At 70.5% G+C, this 21003-nt stretch carries 19 protein-coding genes; 4 read left to right on the top strand and 15 right to left on the bottom strand.

Annotated features, from left to right (window positions below; genetic code table 11):
* Positions 1–22 precede the first annotated feature (22 nt).
* The 3 genes from H6726_27000 to H6726_26990 are packed head-to-tail and all read right to left on the bottom strand — an operon-like array spanning position 23 to position 1789.
* A complete protein-coding gene (locus tag H6726_27000) occupies positions 23–271 on the bottom strand; it encodes a hypothetical protein (protein MCB9661326.1) in 249 nt (82 codons plus the stop codon).
* Between the two features lies 1 nt (position 272).
* Positions 273–935 (bottom strand): hypothetical protein, encoded by a 663-nt coding sequence (locus H6726_26995; GenBank protein MCB9661325.1) that lies wholly within the window; start codon positions 933–935, stop codon positions 273–275.
* Between the two features lie 53 nt (positions 936–988).
* On the bottom strand, positions 989–1789 hold the full coding sequence (locus H6726_26990; protein MCB9661324.1) for a hypothetical protein: 801 nt from the start codon (positions 1787–1789) through the stop codon (positions 989–991).
* 56 nt (positions 1790–1845) lie between these two features.
* Between H6726_26990 and H6726_26985 the strand changes: the two genes are divergently transcribed.
* Positions 1846–2517: an SDR family oxidoreductase gene (locus H6726_26985; GenBank protein MCB9661323.1), complete on the top strand. Its 672-nt coding sequence runs from the start codon at positions 1846–1848 to the stop codon at positions 2515–2517.
* An 8-nt stretch (positions 2518–2525) separates the two neighbouring features.
* Positions 2526–3494 carry a fatty acid desaturase gene (locus tag H6726_26980; protein MCB9661322.1) on the top strand — a complete coding sequence of 323 codons (969 nt, stop codon included), beginning with the start codon at positions 2526–2528 and terminating at the stop codon, positions 3492–3494.
* 67 nt (positions 3495–3561) lie between these two features.
* On the opposite strand, the gene recR is transcribed toward H6726_26980, so the two are convergent.
* The 12 genes from recR to hslV form a co-directional block, all read right to left on the bottom strand.
* Positions 3562–4161: a recombination protein RecR gene (gene recR, locus H6726_26975; GenBank protein MCB9661321.1), complete on the bottom strand. Its 600-nt coding sequence runs from the start codon at positions 4159–4161 to the stop codon at positions 3562–3564.
* Positions 4162–4165: 4 nt separating this feature from the next.
* Positions 4166–4486, bottom strand: a complete 321-nt coding sequence (locus H6726_26970) for a YbaB/EbfC family nucleoid-associated protein (GenBank protein MCB9661320.1) — start codon at positions 4484–4486, stop codon at positions 4166–4168.
* 21 nt (positions 4487–4507) lie between these two features.
* Positions 4508–6649 (bottom strand): DNA polymerase III subunit gamma/tau, encoded by a 2142-nt coding sequence (dnaX, locus tag H6726_26965; protein ID MCB9661319.1) that lies wholly within the window; start codon positions 6647–6649, stop codon positions 4508–4510.
* 50 nt (positions 6650–6699) lie between these two features.
* Positions 6700–7983 (bottom strand): HlyC/CorC family transporter, encoded by a 1284-nt coding sequence (locus H6726_26960; GenBank protein MCB9661318.1) that lies wholly within the window; start codon positions 7981–7983, stop codon positions 6700–6702.
* Positions 7984–8097: 114 nt separating this feature from the next.
* The gene (locus H6726_26955; protein ID MCB9661317.1) at positions 8098–9111 is read right to left on the bottom strand and encodes a hypothetical protein; all 1014 of its coding nucleotides are present in this window, start codon (positions 9109–9111) and stop codon (positions 8098–8100) included.
* 21 nt (positions 9112–9132) lie between these two features.
* Entirely contained in the window at positions 9133–10965 is a 1833-nt protein-coding gene (gene dnaK, locus H6726_26950; protein ID MCB9661316.1) for a molecular chaperone DnaK, read from the bottom strand.
* A gap of 40 nt (positions 10966–11005) precedes the next feature.
* Positions 11006–12838: a DnaJ domain-containing protein gene (locus H6726_26945; GenBank protein MCB9661315.1), complete on the bottom strand. Its 1833-nt coding sequence runs from the start codon at positions 12836–12838 to the stop codon at positions 11006–11008.
* A gap of 17 nt (positions 12839–12855) precedes the next feature.
* Positions 12856–13770, bottom strand: coding sequence for an ornithine carbamoyltransferase (gene argF / locus H6726_26940; GenBank protein ID MCB9661314.1), 915 nt, complete (start codon positions 13768–13770; stop codon positions 12856–12858).
* Positions 13767–14993: an acetylornithine transaminase gene (locus H6726_26935; GenBank protein MCB9661313.1), complete on the bottom strand. Its 1227-nt coding sequence runs from the start codon at positions 14991–14993 to the stop codon at positions 13767–13769. Before H6726_26935 ends, argF begins: the two co-directional genes overlap by 4 nt.
* Before the next feature lie 60 nt (positions 14994–15053).
* Positions 15054–15923, bottom strand: coding sequence for an acetylglutamate kinase (gene argB, locus H6726_26930; protein MCB9661312.1), 870 nt, complete (start codon positions 15921–15923; stop codon positions 15054–15056).
* A 64-nt stretch (positions 15924–15987) separates the two neighbouring features.
* Entirely contained in the window at positions 15988–17430 is a 1443-nt protein-coding gene (hslU, locus tag H6726_26925; protein ID MCB9661311.1) for an ATP-dependent protease ATPase subunit HslU, read from the bottom strand.
* Positions 17427–17963, bottom strand: a complete 537-nt coding sequence (gene hslV / locus H6726_26920) for an ATP-dependent protease subunit HslV (protein ID MCB9661310.1) — start codon at positions 17961–17963, stop codon at positions 17427–17429. The genes hslU and hslV overlap by 4 nt, the downstream gene beginning before the upstream one ends.
* Before the next feature lie 204 nt (positions 17964–18167).
* On the opposite strand from hslV, the gene H6726_26915 reads away from it, so the two are divergent.
* The gene (locus tag H6726_26915) at positions 18168–19904 is read left to right on the top strand and encodes a radical SAM protein (protein ID MCB9661309.1); all 1737 of its coding nucleotides are present in this window, start codon (positions 18168–18170) and stop codon (positions 19902–19904) included.
* A gap of 72 nt (positions 19905–19976) precedes the next feature.
* Positions 19977–20963: a tyrosine-type recombinase/integrase gene (locus tag H6726_26910; protein MCB9661308.1), complete on the top strand. Its 987-nt coding sequence runs from the start codon at positions 19977–19979 to the stop codon at positions 20961–20963.
* Positions 20964–21003 lie beyond the last annotated feature (40 nt).

Raw genomic sequence — 21003 nt, 5'->3', positions numbered from 1 at the left:
TCCCGCCCCGCGGTAGTGCTCTTCAGCGGGCTTTCGCGCGCTCGTCGCCCCGCGCACGCCGCCGCTCCGCGAGCACCGCCGACACGACGGCCCGCAGCGCGCGCTCGTCGAGACCCACGATGACGCTGGCGTGGTCGGCGATGCGGTTGAGGCCGAGCTCCATCAGGCGACGGCGCTCGAGGGGGAATGGGATCTGCCCCTGGTACGCGAGGCGGATGAGCGCTTCGAGGTCTTCGTCGGGGACGAGGGTGAGGCCGATGGCAGCTTGCATGCTAACGAGGGGTGGGTCGGGGCGCGGCGAGGCGCTCGGCGGACTCGGGGTTGCTCGAGTGCGCCCAGGGGTTGAGGACCTCGCTGCCGTAGTAGTAGCGGTCGACCGCGATGTTGACGTCCACGGCGGGCTCACCCTCGAAGGGGTCGGCCAGGTCCGAGAGCATGTGGATCTCGCCCGGCGCCGACGGCTGGACGCGCTCGAGCAGCCAGGGATCCAGCACCTCGCTCGCGGGGGTCATGTCGTTCCAGCGATCCAGCGTGCGCACGGCGGCGGCTGCCGGTTCGGCCACCCAGCGGCCCGCCGCGTCAGCGCCACGGCCCGCGACCACCTCGAGCAGCACCGCCGCCTGCTCGCCGGAGGCCTTGCGGAAGTAGATGTGTGCGTGGCGTCCGTCGGACGAGAACGAGATGGAGAGCGTCCCGCGCGCGTGCTGCGCACCGGGGTCCGTGAGACGCACCACGGGGGTGCCCAGGGCTTCCGCGATGGCGGCGCGCACGGCCGCAGCGTCGGTCCTGCGGAACTCGGACTCCACGACGACCACCAGGGGGTCCGGAGCCATCACGCGCGCGCTCGCCCGCGAGGGCACGGCCTGGGCTGCCCCGAGCGCGGCGATCAGGAGCCCGACTGCGGCCAGGGTGCGCGAGCAGCGGTGGACGTTCATGCGCTGGGATTATGGCGCCAACACGGCAGCCACGCGAACCCTTTCTCGGCTCGTCAGCGGGGCGGAGAACCAACCAGCGACGCGAACGGATCGGCGTCGGGGTACAAGTCCGACAGCGCGCTGGCGCCGCGCACGTCGCCCAGCTCGAAGCCCAGCAGACCGTCGCCGTGACGAGTGGCCACTTTAGCGCCCGTCGGTAGGGTCACGTAGCCGCCCCATGGCGTCGACACACCCCCGATGGGGAGCACGCTGACCCACATGCGCCACTCACGTGGCAGCCCGTCGTCGTCGAGAATCCACAGGTACGCATCGCCGGGCGTGACGCCACCCGACGCGTACTCCACCAAGAGGGCGTCGCGCCCGTCCACCGGGACGATGGACCGCGAGGTGCCGTCATCGAAGACCTTGACGATGGGGTTGAGCCAGAACGAGTCATTGCAGAAGTACGCCCAGGCATCGTCGAGCGCGTCGCGCAGCTCGCTACCACGCAGAGGCTGACCTCCTCGATACGCCACGCCCGTCTGGTCGTGGGTGCGCAGCAGCACGCGCAGGTCTCCATGGCGCACCTCCACGAAGCCCCGCTGGCGGTCCCACAGGTGGTGGTTGACGAAGAAGCTCCACTCCACCGCGCCCGTCTCGTCCCAACGGTCGCGCGCGACGGCGTCTTGCATGCGCCGCGCGAGCGCCTCGGCCGCGGGCCCCGGGATCCCGACCGGGCGAGGCTCGTCCAGGGCAAAGCCCACCCCGACCAGGACGACGAAGATGATGACGAAGAGCACCGCGACGCGCTTGAACCAGCGACGGAGCCTGCCAACACGAGGAGCCGGGGTGGGTGACGGTGTGAGCGAGGACACGTCTCGCGAGCGTAGCCCGGTGTCGACATTTGGGGCCAGCGCCGCGATGATGAGCCATGCCTCATGCAGTCGTGGTGGGTGGAAACCGGGGGATTGCCCTCGAGATGGTGCGCCAGCTGTGCGCGCGCACGGAACCGGTGTGGCAGGTCAGCGTGGTGTGCCGTAGCGGGAACGACGAGCTCGCGCCGCTGGGAGCCCGCGTGTACGCGGGCGTCGACGTGACCCGCGACGAGGGCGTCACCGCGGCGAGCGATGCCTTGGCCGGCGCGCCGATCGACCTCTTGGTGCTGGCTGCGGGTGTCCTCGAGCGCAACGCGCTCACGCCCCTGGACGTCGCGTCGGTCCGGCGGCAGTTCGAGGTCAACGCCTTGGCGCCATTGCGCATGGTCTCGACCCTGCTGGAGCAGCTCGCGCCCGGATCGAAGGTCGCGCTCCTGACCAGCCGCATGGGCTCCATCGCCGACAACGACAGCGGCTCGCACTACGGCTACCGCATGAGCAAGGCCGCGCTCAACGCTGCAGGCAAGTCACTGGCCATCGACCTCGCGCCCCGAGGCATCGCGGTGGGCGTGCTGCACCCCGGCTACGTGCGCACGCGCATGACCGGCAACACGGGGCTCATCGACGCCGACGAGAGCGCGCGCCTGCTGCTGCAGCGCATCGACGAGCTCGACGCAGGGACCAGCGGCTCCTTCCGTCACGCCAACGGCGACGAGCTCCCGTGGTGAGGACGGGTGTGCGACACCCAGCGTTCATCTACGAGGCGATCCGCGCGGGCCAGGCGTACCACTACCGTACGAAGCGCGCCGTCGTGCACAACGCCATCAACGCGGGCTGTGCGCTGCTGCTGCTGGCGGCGCTCGTCGTGACGGCGTGGGCGGGCACGGTGATCAGCCCGCTGCTCTACGTGCCTGTCGCGTCCGTGGTGTTCGGGTGGCTCTACTTCGCGCTGTTCGTGCTGGTCGTGCACGAGGCCTCGCACGCGATGTTCCTCATCGCGGAGGACCGGCGCCTCCACCTGTGGCTCAACCGCATCCCGGGCACGTTGGTCGCCACCGTGTTCGCGACGCACTACGGCAAGCACTGGGAGCGCGGGCACCTCGAACACCACGTGCGGCCGCTCGAGGTCAACGATCCGCAGCAGTACAACTGCGAGGTCGGTCGGCCCCTCGCGGTGGGCGTCGCGCGCAACGTCTTCATCCCGGGCTGGCTGTTTCTGGAGCGCACCATCTTTCGCACCAAGCGGGCCGGGGGGAAGTCGTCCAGCAGCAAGGGCGTGATCGTGGCCTTCATCGTCATCTGGGCTGTAGGGCTGACCGTCGCCGGGCTCACGCTCGGCGGCCCGGTAGCCCTCGCGGCGTTCCTCGGGATCCACGTGCTGACGGCGTGGAACCTGGTGAAGGGCGCGCTGGAGCACGGCGGCGCGCTGCGACACGAGCGCGATCCATTCTTCCGCTCGCGCACGACGCTGTTCTTCGGACGCAGGGCGCTGATGCCGTTCAACATCACGCTGCACTTCGAGCACCACCTGAACTTCTGCGTCCCCTGGTACGACCTCCCGCGCTACCACCGCGACGTGCGCCGGATCGTGCCCGCGTCCGTGGCGGAGGACATGATCAACGCGGAGCCGCTACGCCAGCTGGCCGGCCAGCTGGGAGGCCTCAGCCCGGAGTCCGTGCGCGTGGTCAGCCAGTTGGTCGGCTGACCCGACGCCCGAGGGGCCGCCATCGCGATGACCGCCTGCGGCGGGTGGTCCCGCCACCCGCGGTACGTCAACCGAGCGCGCGGCGGCCGGAGAGCGCGCGGCCGAGGGTGACTTGATCAGTGAACTCCAGCTCACTGCCGTGCGGCATGCCGCTCGCGATACGGCTGACCGTGACGCCCTCGGCGGCCAACACCTGCGCCACGAACAGCGCCGTGGCCTCCCCCTCGACGTTGAGCGGCGTCGCGACGATGACCTCGCGGGTGCCGTGCCGACGCACGCGCTCGACCAGCGCGTCGAGCGGGAGGTCTGCCGGGCCGACCCCGTCGAGCGGCGCCAAAAGCCTGTGCAGCACGTGATAGCGCCCCCGGAAGCTGCCGCTGCGCTCGATGGCGTGCAGGTCGGGCACGCGGGCGACGACGCACAAGACGGCGTCGTCCCGGCGCGGGTCTTGGCAGATTCCGCAGCGCTCGGTGGCCCCGAAGTTTCCGCAGTCCACGCAGCGCTTCACGCGCTCATGCAGCGCCGCCAGGGCACCCCCGAGGGCCTCGGTGTAGGCCGAGTCCCCCGCCAGGAGATGGAAGACCAGCCGGCCGGCGCTCCGCTCACCGATGCCCGGGAGGCGCGCCAGGAGGCGAATCAGCTCCGCGATGGGGTCCGCGTCGGCCACGGACTCAGGTCATGCCTGGGATCTTGAGGCCACCCGTGACCTGCTCCAGCTCGCCATCGACGTGCTCGCGGGCCTTGGTGAGGGCGGCGTTGCAAGCCGCGACGACCAGGTCCTGCACCATCTCGAGCCCCTCGGACTCGAGCAGCGCCGGGTCGATGGTGATGCGGACGATCTCGGCGTTCCCCGTGGCGACGGCCTTGACCTGATCGTTGCCCGCGCCGGCCTCGAACTCCTCCGTCGCCAGCTCCTCCCGCCGCTTCTCGATCTTGCGTTGCATGCGGCTCGCCTGCCGCATGAGTTCGTTCATTCCACCGCGAAACTTCATGTCGCCGTACCTCTCAGAGGGTCATGCCTCGAACCGAACGACCGCCTTACCGCGGGCGTCGGGGAAGATGTCGAAGGCTTCTAGCACCATCGGGTGGGCGAGCGCCTCGTGTTTTCGTTTGTTCTTCGCCGCGTCCCGGCGGGATTGGCTGACAGCCGCCAGCGACTGTCCTGCCCCTTCACTGGCGTCGAGCAGGTCGAGCGCCAGCTCGGGACGCTGCCCGAAGTGCGCCGCGGCTGCGGCCAGGAGCACGTCGGCCCCCTGCTCGACCAAGGAGCGCGTGAAGTCCGAGTGGAACGCGAGCAGCACCCGGTCCGCGTTGACGAGCCTGGGCACCGCCTCTTCGAGGGCGCCGGCCAGCGCGGGCGACGCGTGCTCGATGCGTGCGACGAGCTGCTCCCACTCGAGGAACGAGGAACGCCTCAGGGTGGGTTGGGACGGCGTGGGTCGAGCGGCCCCAGCCTCCGGAAAGGCCTGGTGCGCCACGTCGCGGGGTCCCGCTGCGCCCGCTCCAACCTCGGGAGCGGCGCTGGGGCCCTCGGAGACCCCTTGCTCACTGCGCGCTTCGTCGCGGGCGGGCCCGGAAGCGCTCGGTGGCTCGCTCGCGCGCTCCGCGTACGCGAGCGCCGCAGCGAGGGCGCTTCGGCGCGGCGGAGCGGGACGCTCCCGAGGCGGGGCTCCCGACCCGGTCGCTGCGGTTGCCCGCGCGGGCTCGCTGGCCTCGGAGTCCGAGGCGGGCTCCACCACCGCGTCGCGCATCGCGGTGGGGGCGGACGCGAGGGGGGTGTTTGTCCCGACGGTCGCCACCCCCTCGACCGCTCGGCTCGGCCCAGCTTCGTCGCGCGGCTGCGGAGCGGCGTCGGCTTCCGGAGCGAGGTGTGCCTCGACGTTGCCCCCGCCCACGTCGGACGGCGCGGCGTCTGCCCGACGGGGCGCCCCACCCCCGCGCGCGGGGCCGCCGCCGCGTGCGTTCTCCGGCCCTCCGCCGAGCGGGCCCCGCCCACCACCGTCCCAGTCGGACAGGGCCTTCTGCACCGCCGCGAGCCGCGCCAAGAGTGTGGCCACGTCCTCGAGGGGCGGCCGCGTGGCCACACGCACCAGGCCCATCTCGAGGACGCGCAGCGGCTGACTGGACACCGCCACGTCGTCCACCAGCTTGGACACCGCAGAGAACACGCGCTGCAGCTCGAGGACCGACACCTTCTCGGCCAGCTCGCGAGCTCGCTCGCGCTCCGCGTCCACGAAGTCGACCAGCTCGTCGACGCCCTCCGCCACGCGCAGCACCACCAAGTCGCGCAACAGCTGGACCAGCTGACGGCTGAGGTGACCCGTGTCCACGCCCTTGCCGGCCAACGTCTGCACCGCCCGGAGCACGGCTGCACCGTCGCCCGTCAGCGTCGCCTCCACCACCGCGAAGAGCGACTCCCGCGCGGCGATGCCGAGCGTCTCTGCCACCTCGGCGCCGACGAGCTCTCCATCGCCGAACGCGACGATCTGGTCCAGCAGCGTGAGGGCATCTCGCATCGACCCGGCTGCTTCGTTCGCCACCAGGTTCACCGCCGCGTCGTCTGCGACGACCCCCTCCGCGTCCAGGATGCGGCGCACGGCCTTCGCGACCACGCTCTGGGGGATGAGCCGGAAGTCGTAGCGCTGGCAGCGCGAACGGATCGTGACGGGGACCTTGTGGCTCTCCGTCGTCGCGAAGATGAACTTCACGTGCGGCGGGGGCTCCTCGAGCGTCTTGAGGAAGGCGTTGAAGGCACCCGCGGAGAGCATGTGCACCTCGTCGACGATCACGATCTTGAAGCGGTCCCGCTGCGGCCGGTACGGCAGGGACTCCTGCAGTCGCCGCACATCGTCCACGCCGTTGTTGGACGCGCCGTCGATTTCCTGCACGTCCACGTCCACGCTGGCCGTGATGTCCACACACGGGGGGCACACGTTGCACGGGGTCGCGGTGGGGCCCTGCTCGCAGCACAGACACTTGGCCAACAGGCGCGCGCTGGTGGTCTTCCCGACACCTCGCACGCCAGTGAACAGGAAGGCGTGCGCCACGCGGTCGGCCGCGATGGCGTTGCGCAGCGTGCGCGCCACGTGCTCCTGGCCCACCAGGTCCTCGAAGGTCTGTGGACGGTACTTGCGAGCAAAGACGGTGTAGGCCATGGACCGCGGAGGGTAGCAGGGGATGCTGCTTCCGTCCCCCTGGGTTCCCGTCAGCCGGTGGCGCCCTGCTCTTCGGGGGTCGTCCGGGGGGTGAGCTGCAGGAGGCTGACGCGGCGTCCGTCCACCTCTTTCACCGTCAGCTCGAAGTCGCCCACCTGCACCACGTCGCCGACCACGGGTACTCGTCCGGCGAGCTCGACCATGAGACCGCCGATGGTGTCCGACGAGGTCCCCTCTCGCAGCGTCGCATCCAGCTCGGTCTCGAGGTCGTCGACCAGCATGGCGCCGTCGACGTTGTACTGCCCCGGCGTGACCTCGGAGATGCGCGCGACGTCTTCGTCGTCGTCGTACTCGTCCTGGATCTCCCCGACGATCTCCTCGAGGATGTCCTCCAACGTAATGACCCCCGACGTGGCCCCGAACTCGTCCTTCACGATGGCCAGGTGCGACCGACGGGCCTGCATCTCGCGTAGCACGTCCACGATCTTGGCAGCGTCACTCACCATGAACGCGGGCTTGCGGATGAGCGACCCGAGCTCGAGCTCGGCGGGGTCCTGCACCCCTCGCAGCGCTTGAAACAGGTCCTTCGCGTAGAGAATACCCTCGATCTGGTCTGGACCGTCGCCGTACACGGGGTAACGGCTGTGCCCGCTCTCGACCACGCCGTCCAACAGCGCAGGCATGTCCGTGGTCAGGGAGAACGCGACCACCCGCGGCCGCGGCACCATCACCTCACGCGTCACGGTGTCGCGGAAGTCGAGCAGGCTGCGCAACATCTCGGCGTGCCCCTCTTCGATGGACCCCTGCTCTTCGCCAGCGTCGATCATGTGCTCCACGGCGAGCGCGGTGATCTGCGCAGGGTTCTCTTCCTGCGCGGGCTCCACCCACCGCTCGGTCAGCCGACGAAGCAGCACCATGGGCACGGCCACGGGCGCCACCAGCAGCTCGAGCGGACGCATGAAGCGCACGAGCGGGAGCGCCATGCGCGCTGCGCGGCGGCGGGTGATGGACGAGGCGACGTCCGCGAGCACCCCGTACACGATGGCCGCAGGGATGAGCCAGAGCACGGCCGCCTGCGGGTCCTGGGTCGCGCGCAAGGCGAGCAGCGCCATCGCCACGATGCAGATGAAGCGACCGACGACCAAGCGCGTTCGGAGCTGCGGGAGCCGCGCGAGCACGTCTTGCGCGGCACGGCCGCGCGCGTCGCCCTCCTCTGCGATGGCGTGCAGGCGAGCCTCACCAAGCGCCGCGAGCCCTCCGCTGGTCGCAGAGAAGGCGACACCGGCGAAGGTGACGAGGGCAAGCGCGAAGAGGGTTTGAGGAGGGTCGTCCAAAACTCGATCGCCGTCCTCGATGCCGACGGCACACACCGCTCCTTCAACTCGAGCAGAACCGCAGGCTAGCCGCGAAGGCGACGGGTCGCAAGCGCTCGCCAGCAGCGCGCGCCACTACCGGGGAATGCGGATGGCGCCTGCGTCGACGAGGCTGAGCACGGTCTTGAGCGCCTCGAGCCGCTCCATGCCGCTGAGGTCGAGCAGCTCGTCCAGGGTGGTGAGTCCGTCGACCCGAGAGAGCAGGAACCCCGCGCGGTGGTCGAGACCGAGCCAGCGGATGTCCGTGTCGGGGACGTCCACACGCGGCACCGCGTCCAGCGGCCCGAGCTGGGACGTGTAGAGCAGCTCGAGTCGGTGGCGGCAGCTCGACGCAAAACCCTGCGCCTCGGCGTTGGCGTCGTCCGCCCCCAGCACCAACTCGGCCATCTTGAGCGCGCCGGTCAGGTCGTCGAGCGCGTAGCGCGCGCGCACCTCGGCCATCAGGTCGATCTGCGGCTCGGAGGGCCGCCCGCGGTCCGCGAGGGTCAACGCATCGCCCCCCGCATCCGGGAGATCGATGGCGCCGGAGCTGGGCTCGCTTCGCAAGCGCGCTTGGTGGGCGGACACCCAGCGATGTTGGAGGGCAACCCCGGCTGCAGCCTGCGGACGCACACTGGGGGTCGCGATGCCGGCGGTGGGCGGGAGCGTGCTGCGCCGCTTGCGCTCCGTCACCCACGCGTCGTGATCGTCCTGCGCGTCGTCCTCCCCGACGTCGCGCTCCCGCGCGGGCATGGACGCCGTCGAGGGGGCGCGGCGTGGAGGGCGCGCCGTGGGGGCCACGGCATCCTGAAGGGCGAGTGGCCCGGGAAGGGGCGCGGGCGCCAGAGACGACGGGGTGGGCGGCGAGCCGATGGGCGGTAGGTCCAAGGGGGGCCCGCTGAAGTTGATGGTCACACGACCGCGGTCGCGTTGGCCCAGGGCATCACCCAACGGGCGACGGTCGAGGCTCAGCGGGACGGACGCTGACGGCGCCGGGATGCCCCCTGGCGACGGGGGCACGTAGCGACGACCCGAGGTCCCAGGGTCGGTCTTCGCTGCGGGCTTGCCTGGCGGTCGGGTCGCTCTGTCGTCACGCGATTCGTCAGACATGGGACTGTGGTGGCCACCGCGCTACGCGGACTTGCCCACGACCCCCTTGAACATGCGCCGCGTACGGTTGAGCGCGTCGATCTGCTCCGTGAGCGCGGCCGAGTCGCCTCGCTCCATCAGCTCTCGCGCGCGCGCCACCACGGCGCGGGCCTTCTCGATGGCGTCGCGGCCGAAGTCGCTGCCCGCCACCACCGCCTGGACCTCGGGGAACAGCCCCTCGATCTCCGCGATGAGCGTCTCGGCCTCCTGCTTGGCCTTCTCGGAGGCCTCGTCGGAGCGGCGCGCCACGGCGTACTCCTGCGCCTGGTCCATCATGGACGCGACCTCGTCCTTGGTGAGGCCGCTGGTGGCCGTGACGGTGATGGACTGCTCTTTGCCCGTCTCGATGTCGCGCGCGTGCACGCTCACGATGCCGTCCGCGTTGATCTCGAACGTGACGTCCACCTCCACCTCGCCCGCCGGCGCGCGGCGCAGCCCGGTGAGGACGAACTCGCCCAGCAGCTCGTTCTCCTCGGCGCGGCGGGACTCGCCCTGCAGCACCAGGATCTTCACCGCGGTCTGGTTGTCGCGCACGGTGGTGAACGGCTTCGAGCGCGCCGTGGGGACGGTGGTGTTCTGCGGGATGAGCTCCTCGAAGTACCCGCCGACGACCATGATGCCCAGCGTGTGCGGCGTGACGTCGAGCAGGACCATGTCCATGTCGCCGTCTTCGGCGACGAGCGCGGCCCCCTGAATCGACGCACCCAGGCCGACGACCTCGTCGGGGTGGACACCCTTGCACGGCTCGCGCTCGAAGAACTCGCTGACCACGCGCTGGATGGCGGGCATGCGCGTCATGCCGCCCACCAAGATGACGTCCTCGATCTCGTCGCGCTCGAGGCCCGCCTCGCGCAGCGTCATCTCGCAGATCTCGATGGTGCGGTCGGCCAGGTCGCGCGTGAGCTCCTCCAGCTGCGAGCGCGTGAGCAGGCGCTGCAAGTGGAGCGCCTCGTTGCGCGCGCTCGAGATGATGAACGGCAGGTTGACCTCGGTCTCCACCACCGAGCTCAGCTCGCACTTGGCCTTCTCGGCCGCGTCCTTCAGGCGCTGCAGGGCCATGCGGTCACGGCGCAGGTCGATGCCGTGCTCCTCGAGGAAGCCCTCCACGAGCCAGTCGATGATGCGCTGGTCGAAGTCCTCGCCACCGAGGAAGGTGTCGCCCGCGGTGCTGATGACCTTGAACACGCCGTTGCTCGAGATCTCGAGGATGGAGATGTCGAAGGTGCCACCACCGAGGTCGTAGACCGCCACGGTGCGGTCGATGTTCTTGCCGAAGCCGTAGGCCAGCGCTGCGGCCGTGGGCTCGTTGATGATGCGGATGACGTCGAGGCCGGAAATCTGGCCGGCGTCCTTCGTGGCCTGCCGCTGTCCGTCGTTGAAGTACGCGGGGACGGTGACGACGGCCTTCTGGACCTCGTGGCCCAGGTAGTCCTCCGCGATCATCTTCATCTCCTGGAGGATCATCGCGCTGACCTCCGGGATGCTGTAGAGCTTGTCGCGCAGCTTGATGCGGCAGTCGCCGTTCGGCCCCGGGACGATGGAGTACGGCGCGTTCTTCGCCGTGGACTCCACCTGGGGCGAGTTGAACTTGCGGCCGATGAGGCGCTTCGCTGCGTAGACCGTGTTTTCGGCGTTGGTGACGGCCTGCCGCTTGGCGATGTGCCCGACGAGGCGCTTGCCGCCCTCCGTCACCGCGACCATCGACGGAGTCACCTTGTAGCCGCCGCGGTTCGCGACCACGACGGGCGTGCCGTTCTCGACCACTGCCACGCACGAGTTGAAGGTGCCGAGATCGATTCCGATGACCTTATCCATGGATCTCCTGAGAACGTTCGCTCGTCACGCGGACGGACGACTAGCCAAGCTCACGAAGGAGATTCTTCACGATCTCGTTCTCGGGGTCCAGCTTTGTGGCAGCGTCCAGCTCACGGCGGGCGCTCGAGGCCATCCCGGCGGCGACGTAGATGCGTGCCAGCAAGGTGCGCGAGCTCACCCGTTCTGGTTCGACGGCCACGACGCGCAACGCCAGGTCACGAGCCTTCTTGAGGTCCAGGTTCGCCTCCAGCAGCGCGTTGGCGCAGCTCCGCGCAGCGTTGATGTCGTTGGGGCGGCCCTCGACCACGCGCAACCAGGACAGCGCCGCCTGGGACCACTGCCCAGCTTTCTCCTCGGCGAGAGCGCGCTTCTCGAACATCGGCGCCTCCTCGACCGAGCGCAGCCCCTCGAGGCGCTGGATGTGGCCGAGCACCGTCGCGTCGTCTGGGGCCAGCCCGGCGGCGAGCTTGAGCGCGCCGAGGGCTCCCTTGATGTCACCGCTGGCCTCCGCCTCCCCCGCGGCCACCAGGTGCCTGCGGAGCTGCCCGCTGCCGGTGACCATGGACGCGTCTCGGAGCGACCCGGCGAGACCGCGGAGCACATCGCCGCGCGTGACCTCGGGGTTGCGCGCGACAGGCGCTTGGGACACGGTCGTGGTCCGGGCGCTCAGCGGGTTGGGCAGGTCGGCCCCCGTCGTGATGCGGCGCCCCCCCATGAGCCGCATCTTCAGCAGGTCCTGGGAGCGCTTCATCTGGTCCGCGGACGGCGGGCTGGGCGCACGGGGAGCCGACGGCGGCTCCGGGAGGGTGGACGGCACCGGGAGCACCACACCCGCGCCCGACGTCGGGCTCTCGGCGGACCCCGACGGTCGGGTCGCGGGAGCCATCGACGGTTGTGTCACGCTGTGCTGGCCGCCGGGCGTCGGTGGCGCCACGGCGCGACGCGCGGGGGCGTGGCCCAAGACCGTCGAGCGCACGTCGGAGGGCGTGGTGGGGCGAGGGGCGACGGGCGGCGCGGTGACGGTCGTGGACACCGTCGGCTTGGACGCCGCCGCTGGAGGGACCTCGACCGTGGCCGCTTGCTGCACCTTGGGGGTGGTGAGAGGCGAGTGTGCAGGTTCTGCCGTCCGCTTCGCCCCGCTCGCCGCCGCTCCCGGCTGGCTGCCGCGGCGCTCACGCCACTGCAGGTCTTCGGGGGTCGGGGGCGGCAGCGTGGCATCGTACTGAGCGCGACGGGCCTTCCTGGACAGCACGTCGTACGCCGCGGTAGCCGCCGTGAAGATCTTCTCCATCTTGGCCTTGTAGCTGCCGAGATCCTTGCCGAACGCCGTGTCGGGGTGGAACTCCTTGGACAGCGCGAAGTAGGAGTCGCGTATCTCGTCTTTCGTCGCATCACGACCGACCTCGAGCAGGTCGTAGTGGTCCGCCGTGCCGAGCTTGTAGAACACGTCGAGCACGCGCCGCTTGCGCGTGTCGTCGAGCGCGACCTCCTCCTCGAGCTCTTGCGGATCGTACAAGCGACGAGGAGTCCCGGCTGGCGGGGGGATGGTGTGGACGCGCTGCGGAGCGACCGACTTGGGGCGGCCGAAGCGCTTGTTCGGTTGCTCGTCGGTCACGGGGGTGGAAGCGGCGGGTGCGGGTGAGGCGGCGGGCTTGGCTGGCGCGGGGCGGGCGCGGATGGCGCCCAGACCGACCAGCCGCGAGAGCGCCGTCAACGCGAGCTCTTCGCCGATGCCGGTGGAGTCCGCGATCTCCTTCGCGGTGGAGACCCCGTCCACGCGCGACAGGACGAACCCCTCCACGGCCGAAAGGGGCAGCGTCTTGGCGTCCAGCCCCTCGACCAGCTCAGGAATTTCGTCGAACGCCAGTGACATCTGTCGGTGCTGTCAGCCTATCCCAAAAGGTGCAACAAGAGGGCCTTCTGCGCGTGCAGGCGGTTTTCCGCCTCGTCCCAGACGCGGCTCTGCGGGCCATCGATGACGTCGGCGCTGACCTCTTCGCCGCGGTGCGCCGGCAAGCAGTGCAGGAAGATGGCCGACGCGTCCGCCAGGCGCATGGCCTCGCGGTCGACGATGTAGCCCTCGAAAGCACGCAGACGAGCCTGCGTCTCGGCCTCTTGCCCCATCGACGTCCACACGTCCGTGGTGACCACCTCGACCCCGGCCAGCGCTTCGCGGGGATCATCGGTGAGCGCTATGTTCGCGCCGAGCGCGCGCGCGTTGGCGAGGATGGCGGGATCCGGTTGATACCCCTCGGGGCAGGCCAGCCGCAGCTCGAGGCCCGTGCGAGCTGCGGCGTTGATCCACGAGTGGGCCATGTTGTTCCCGTCCCCGATCCACGCGACGCGTACACCCTCGAGCCGACCACGCTCCGCACGCACGCACTGCAGGTCCGCCAGCAGCTGGCACGGGTGGTACGCGTCGGAGAGCGCGTTCACGATGGGCACGCTCGAGGCGGTGGCCAGCGCCACGATCTTGTCGTGCCCGAAGGTGCGATAGGCCACCGCATGCACGAAGCGGCTGAACATCTGGGCGGTGTCGGACAAGGGCTCGCCGCGTCCCATCTGCGTGTCCGACGCCATGAGCACGACCGGCTGCGCGCCGAGCTCGTGGATCCCCACCTCGAAGGAGATGCGCGTCCGTGTGCTCGCCTTCTCGAACACCACCGCGACCGACTTCCCTGCGAGGGGCTTGTCCGCGAGCGCGGCGGGGGTCCCACGTTGGGCCTTCAGCCTGTCGGCGAGGTCGAGCACCTCGACCAGTTCGTTGGCGTCGAGGTCGAGCAGCGTCCGGAAGTGCCGCGTCACGCCGCCACCTCCGCGGTCTTTGCGAGCACGGCCGCGACGGTGGCCAGTCCCTCGTCGAGCTCTTCGCGGGTGACGTTGAGCGAGGGGGTGAAGCGCAACACGTTGCCACCCGCCAACGTGAGCGCCACACCCGCGTCCAGCATGGCTCGCCAGACGGCACCGGGATCCACGCCGTCGCTCAGCACGAGGCCACGCAGGAGCCCATCGCCACGCGCCTCAACCACCGCGTCCAGCTGCGTCGCGAGCTCGAGAAGGCGCTGTCCCAAGTAGTCGCCCTCCCGTACGACGTTCTCGAGGACGCCTTCCTCGTCGAAGATGCGCAGCACGGCGAGGCCCGCGGCGCACGCGAGCGCGTTGCCGCCGAAGGTGCTGGCGTGGCTGCCGGGCGGCAGACCGTTGGCCAGTCGCTCCGTGACGGCGATGGCGCCTAGAGGGAAGCCGCCCGCGATGCCCTTGGCGAGCGAGCACGCGTCGGGGACGACGCCACTGCGCTCCGCCCCCATGAACGTACCGAGGCGCCCGTAGCCAGTCTGCACCTCGTCGAACAACAGGAGGGCTCCGGCCTCGTCGCACAGCGCCCGCACGGACTCGAGATAGCCGGGGGCGGCAGGGATGATGCCCCCCTCCGCCTGCACCGGCTCGAGGAGGACGGCGGCGGTTCGCGGCCCGATGACGGCCCGGAGCGCGTCGACGTCGTTGTACGGGACGAAGCGTACGCCGGGCAGGAGCGGCCCCATGCCCACGTGATACTTGTCCTGACCCGTGACCGAGAGCGCTCCGAGCGTTCGGCCGTGGAAGCTGCGGTGTGTGCTGACGAGCTCCACCCGGTCGCCCTGCCCCTGCTCGTGATGGAAGCGACGCGCGAGCTTCAGGAGCGACTCGTTGGCCTCCGCGCCCGAGTTGCAGAAGTACACGCGATCGAACGCCGTGCGGTCGACGATGGCGGAAGCCAGCTCGATGGCGCGGTCGTTATAGAAGAGGTTCGATACGTGCATCAAGCGCGCGGCCTGCTCCGCGATGGCCGCGGCGAGCACCGGGTGCCCATGCCCGACGCTGTTCACCGCCACCCCGCCGCTCAGGTCGAGGAACGCCCGCCCGTCGCGGTCGTACAAGCGGCGGCCTTCACCGCGGGTGAACACCAGGGGTGCTGGAGCGTAGTTGCCCAGCTGGACGGCGCGGGCGCGCGTGAGCAGCTCGGACTGCGTGGCTTCGTGACTCGACATGGGCCGGCGAGTGTAGCAGCGTCGCCCACCCGTTCGCACGTGATGCGCACACGCGCGGCCTCACCGCGTGATCTCGGTCCCGATGCCCTTGTCCGTGAAGATCTCCAGGAGCGCCGCGTGCTGCACGCGCCCGTCGACGATGTGCGCCTTGGTGACCCCGCCCGCGAGCGCGTCGAGGGCACAGCGCACCTTCGGGATCATGCCCCCCTGAATGACCCCCTGCGCTTCCAGGCGCTCGATGTCCTCCGCCGTGAGCGAGCTGATGACTTGGCCGTCGGCGCCGCGCACTCCCTCGATGTCGGTCATGAGCACGAGCTTGCGGGCCGTGAGGGCGGCGGCGACGTTGCCGGCGACGGTGTCGGCGTTGACGTTGAGCGACTGGCCGTCCGCGTCCGCCACGATGGGCGCGATGACCGGGATGAACCCGCCCGCCATCAGCGTGCGCAGCAGCTGAGGGTTGACCGACGTGATGGCGCCCACGCGCCCGGGGTCCACCACACGGCCCGACTTCGTGCGCATCTGCGTGACGCGCTCGCCGCGCAGGAACCCATCGTCGCGCCCCGTGAGCCCGACCGGACGCCCGCCGTGCGCCGCGATGAGCGAGACGATGGCCTGGTTGAGCTTGGCCCCGAGCACCATCTCGACGACGTCCATGGTCTTGTCGTCGGTTACGCGCAGGCCGTCGAGGCGCTCCGACACGACACCCATCGAGGCGAGGGTCTCGTCGATCTGAGGCCCGCCGCCGTGCACGACCACGGGGTTCAGGCCGACGTATTTCATGAGCACCACGTCGCGCGCGAAGCCGTCGCGCAGCGCAGGGTCGATCATCGCGTGGCCCCCGTACTTGATGACGAAGGTCTCGCCATGGAAGCGTCGGATGTAGGGCAGCGCCTCGAGGAGCACCGCGGCCTTGTTGATGATGTCCTGCATCGCGGGCCGCCGTATAGCACCCTGCGGTCAGCGACGCCCACCGACCACGCGCCCGGCGCTCGCGTCAGAGGATGTAGCGGGCGACGTCCTGGTGGGCCATGACCGGCTCGAGCGTGCGGTTGACGAAGGCTGCGTCCACGACGAACTCCGAGTCACCGCGCTCGGAGGCCGAGAACGAGAGGTCCTCGAGCAGCGCCTCGAGGATGGTGTGGAGCCGACGCGCACCGATGTTCTCGGCGCGCTCGTTGGCCTGCTCCGCGTAGGCGGCGATGGCCTCGATCGCGTCGTCCTGGAAGCGCAGGGTGACCCCCTCCGTCGCCATCAGGGCCTCGTACTGGCGGGTGAGCGCGTTGCGTGGCTCCTTGAGGATCTGAGCAAAGTCCGCCTTGGTCAGCGGCTTGAGCTCCACCCGGATGGGGAAGCGCCCCTGCAGCTCGGGGATGAGATCGCTGACCTTGCTCACGTGAAACGCTCCGGCCGCGATGAAGAGCACGTGGTCGGTCTTCACTGGGCCGTGCTTGGTGCTGACCGTCGACCCCTCCACGATGGGTAGCAAGTCGCGCTGCACCCCTTCGCGGCTGACGTCCGCCCCCTGATGCCCCTGGCGGGCGCCCACCTTGTCGATCTCGTCGAGGAAGATGATGCCGTCCTGCTCGGTGCGGCGCAGCGCGTCGCGCTTGATCTTGTCGTGGTCGACCAGCTTGTCGGTCTCCTCCTTGAGGATGACGGCGAACGCCTCGGGGACCAGCAGCTCGCGTCGCTTCTTCGGCGCTTGCGGCGGCTTGAAGCCAGGGATCTGCCCCAGCATGTCCTGCAGGTTGATCTCCATCTCCTCGCCGCCGCCGCCACCGAAGATGGTCATGAACGGGTTCCCCGCCGACGCCTCCACGTCGAGCGGAACCTTGCGGCCGTCGTACTGTCCTTCGCGCAGCATGCGGCGCATCTCGCCGAGCTCGGCCTCCGTGGGTTCGGGCCCTTGCGGGGGTGGCGGAGGAGGGGACCCCATCATGAACGGCACCAGCATGTTCGGCTTGGGCGCGTTGCTGCCAGGCGGCGGTGGAGGTGGTGGCGGCGGCGGCGGGTGGTCGATGGCCCACAGGAGGCGAATGACGCGCTCCTCGGCCTGCTCGCGGGCGCGGTTGGCCACCGCCTCGCGCTCTTCGGCCTGACAAATCTGGATGGCGTTCTCGACCAGGTCGCGGACCATCGACTCCACGTCGCGGCCCACGTAGCCCACCTCGGTGAACTTGGAGGCCTCGACCTTCACGAAGGGCGCGGCCGCGAGCTTCGCCAGGCGCCGCGCGATCTCGGTCTTGCCGCAACCCGTGGGGCCCACGAGGATGATGTTCTTGGGCGAGATCTCGTCGCGCAGGTCGCCGGGCACCTGCTGACGGCGCCAGCGGTTGCGCAGGGCCACGGCGACGGCGCGCTTGGCGGCCTGCTGACCGATGATGTAGCGGTCGAGCTCGCCGACGGTCTCGCGCGGAGTGAAGGCCGAGCGGCTCACTGGGTGATCTCCTCGAGCACGATCTCGCCGTTCGTGTAGACGCAGATCTCGGACGCGATGAGCAGGGACTCGCGCGCGATGTCCGCCGCGGACTTGTCCGTGTGACGCATGAGGGCCCTCCCCGCTGCGAGCGCGTAGCTCCCGCCGGAGCCGATCGCCAAGATGCCCTCGTCTGGCTCGATGATGTCGCCCGTGCCGCTCAGCAAGAGCGTGTGCTCGGCGTCCATGACCACCAGCATGGCCTCGAGGCGGCGTAGGTAGCGGTCCGTGCGCCAGTCCTTGGCCAGCTCGACGGCCGCGCGCTGGAGCCCTCCGCGGCTCTCCGTGAGCTTCGACTCGAAGCGCTCGAGGAGCGTGAAGGCGTCGGCCGTCGCGCCGGCGAAGCCCGTGACGATGCGACCATCGGCGATGCGACGCACCTTGCGCGCGTGGCCCTTCATGATGGTCTGGCCGAGCGACACTTGCCCGTCACCCGCCATGGCGGCGTGCCCGTTGCGGCGCACCGCGACGATGGTGGTGGACCGGATGCGCATGGATTCGTCGTGGGGAGCAGTCACAAGGGGCCGAAGCTAAGAACCCACCCTGCACCTGTCAACGTGGGCACGCGACGCCCGGCGCATTCCGTCGGATGTGCAGGGGCGCGGCAGAGCCCGCATGCCCAGCCGCCGCGCAGGCCGCCGCCACGCGGCGCAGGCGCGGGCCTGGGGCCGATCAGGTCACTCATGTATGCTCGCGCGATGCCCACGGTACACTGGCTGCGCGTCGCGCGGACCTGCAACAACGCCTGCACTGTCTGCTCCGAGTCCGCCACGCTGGACGGCGCCCAGGTCCCCCTCGACGACCTCTTGCGCGCCATCGACGCCGTGCCCGGCCCATCGACTTCCCGTCCGGGCGAGGTGGAGGTCCGGCTGTCGGGAGGAGAGCCGACGCTGAGCCCGCACCTCCCGCAGCTGATCGAACGCGTCGCGAGCCGCGGGGTGTCACCTGTCCTGGTGACGAACGGGAGGGCACTTGCGAAGCCAGGGCGACTGGCGCAGCTGGTCGCTCGCGGACTGGCTGGCGTTCGGGTGTCGCTTCACGGCGCGACCGCCGCGACCCACGACGCTCGGGTGGGGGTGGCGGGGGCGTTCCGGCAGACCGTGACCGCGCTCGCGCAGGCCACGACGACTCAAACGCGCCGCACACTCTGCTTCGTGGTGACGCGCGACAGCGCGCCGGAGCTGCCCGCGCTGTTCGCGCTGGCGAAGCGACTGTCGTGCGACCAGGTGGAGCTCCGGGACGTCCTGCCCACCGACGACCGCGGCATCTGCGCGGCGGCCCGGCTGTCGGACGAAGAGGCCCGAGCGGTGCTGACGGACGCGGACCGCGAGGCGACGCGTTGCGGCATCCACCTGCGCGTCATCGGCTTCGAGCGCGCCGCGACGAACCGCCGAGCCACGGTGTTCGGGCCAGCCGCGACGTGGCCCATGGCGCCGGCCGCGACTCGGACACCGTCGCCAGGGCGCGTGGTGGTCTTCGGGCTGCCGGCAGACCCGGTCATGAACCGCTCGACCGTGCGGCGCGTGATCGAAGAGATAGAGCGGCGGGGCGTCCCGGCGGTCCACGTTCCCCCCGCGGGTACGCTGGACCTGCGGCACGACGACCTGGTCCTCTGCACGGGCTACGAGGAGCTGCGCGACCTCTACGCCAGAGCGCCGTGTGCGTCCGACATCGACGTCCGCGTGATGGACTTCCACATGCTCGGCATGTTCGACGCGTTTCGCGCTGCGTGGGTGCCGGACGGGGACGCGCGGGCGCAAGGCCCCTGGTGGCCGAGCGACAGGCTCGAGGTCATCTCGTGCTTCCCGGGCTACGCCGCCCTCTACGACTGGTACGGCGTGCCGCGGGGAGCCGTGCGGGTGCACCCGTATGTGGTGGACCCACAGGACTTCGGGCGCGGGGACGAGCCCGATGCCTCCTACGTCTTCTCCGGCGGCAACCACCTGCGCGACCTCGAGACGCTCGTCGAAGCCAGCGCCGCTCGGCGCTCCGCGTCGTCGGACATCCACGTCTTCCACGGCGGCACCGCGCCGCCACCGAGCGCGGGCATCGTGTACCGCGGCACGGTCGAGTTCATGGCGTTCTACCGCGCGCTGGCAGCGAGCCGCTTCGTCGTCCTGCCGCTGTCGCGCGACCCGACCTGCGCCGCAGGCATCACCGTGGCCGCGATGGCCCTCGCCGCCGGCCGCGCGGTCGTCGCCTCGGCCACCCCCGCCATGCGCGATCACTTGGACGATGGCGAGAACGCCCTCCTCGTCGAGCCCGAGGATCCACGCGCGCTCGCTGCAGCCATCGACCGCCTCGACCAAGACGACGCGCTCCGTTGCCGCCTCGAAGCGGGCGCGCGACGCGCGGCGACCACAGCGACCGCGGCGACCTTCGTCGACGTGTTGCTGGGGGCTCGGCTGGCGCGTGGCGACGCTCCGTCGAGCTGACCCCTGGTCGCCCCCGTGCCCCACGAGGGACGCGAATGCGGTGCTTTCGTCCGTGCCTGCTACGGTGGACGGGTGGACACCCTCCGCCGCCAGCTCGACGACTACGAGCAGCACCTCGCAAACGAGCGGCGCGCCTCACCGTTGACCGTGGCGACCTACCTCCGCGACCTCGCCGCGCTGCACGCGTACTGCGTCGAGCACGAGCTCCCGTTGGACGCCGCGGCGCTCACCACCGGGACCCTGCGCGCGTTCCTCGCGCGCTCGTTCGAGGGGCGCTCGTCCGCGACGATGGCGCGCAAGGTCAGCGCGCTGCGCGCGTTCTACCGCTACTTGGAGAAGCGCGGCCACGTCCGCAGCAACCCCGCGGCGACGCTCAAGCGACCTCGGGTGCGCAAGCCGCTGCCCGAGTTCGTGACGGTGGAGGACGCGCTGCGCGTCGTCGAGTCGCCCACCCGTCCGACGGAGAGCCCAGCAGACGAGGCCCGCGCCGCCACGCTTCAGCTCCGCGACCGCGCCCTGCTCGAGCTGCTCTACAGCAGCGGCGCACGCGTGAGCGAGGTCGCGGGGCTCTCGCTCGGCGCGCTCGAGCTGGGCGAGGGTCGCGCGCGGGTGCTCGGCAAGGGACGCAAGGAGCGGCTCGTGCCCCTTGGGCCGGAGGCCGTGACGGCGCTCAGGAACTACCTGGAACGTCGCGCCGACCTCGTGGACCGCGACGGTCAGCAGGACCCACAGGCCGTGTTCTTGGGGCGCTTCGGCACACGTCTGGGGCCACGTCAGGTGCAGAACGTCGTGAAGCGCTACGGTGAACGGGGGGCCGGTCGCCCCGACCTGCACCCACACACGCTCCGGCACACCTGCGCCACACACCTGTTGGACGCTGGGGCGGACCTGCGCAGCATCCAGGAGCTGTTGGGGCACGCCAGCCTCGGCACGACCCAGCGATACACGCACGTAACGACCGACCGCATGATGGCGACCTACGAGCGGGCCCACCCTCTCGCGCGCAAGACGCGCGACCTGCGACGCAACGGGCCCGAGTCAGACGCCGGAGACCACTGAGTGTTGCGATTCGCCTTGTTCGTCGGGTTGTTCCTGGCGC

Source organism: Sandaracinaceae bacterium (assembly GCA_020633055.1).
In the GTDB taxonomy this organism is placed as follows: domain Bacteria; phylum Myxococcota_A; class Polyangia; order Polyangiales; family Houyiibacteriaceae; genus JADJJE01.
This window is presented reverse-complemented; position numbering and strand designations above follow the sequence as displayed.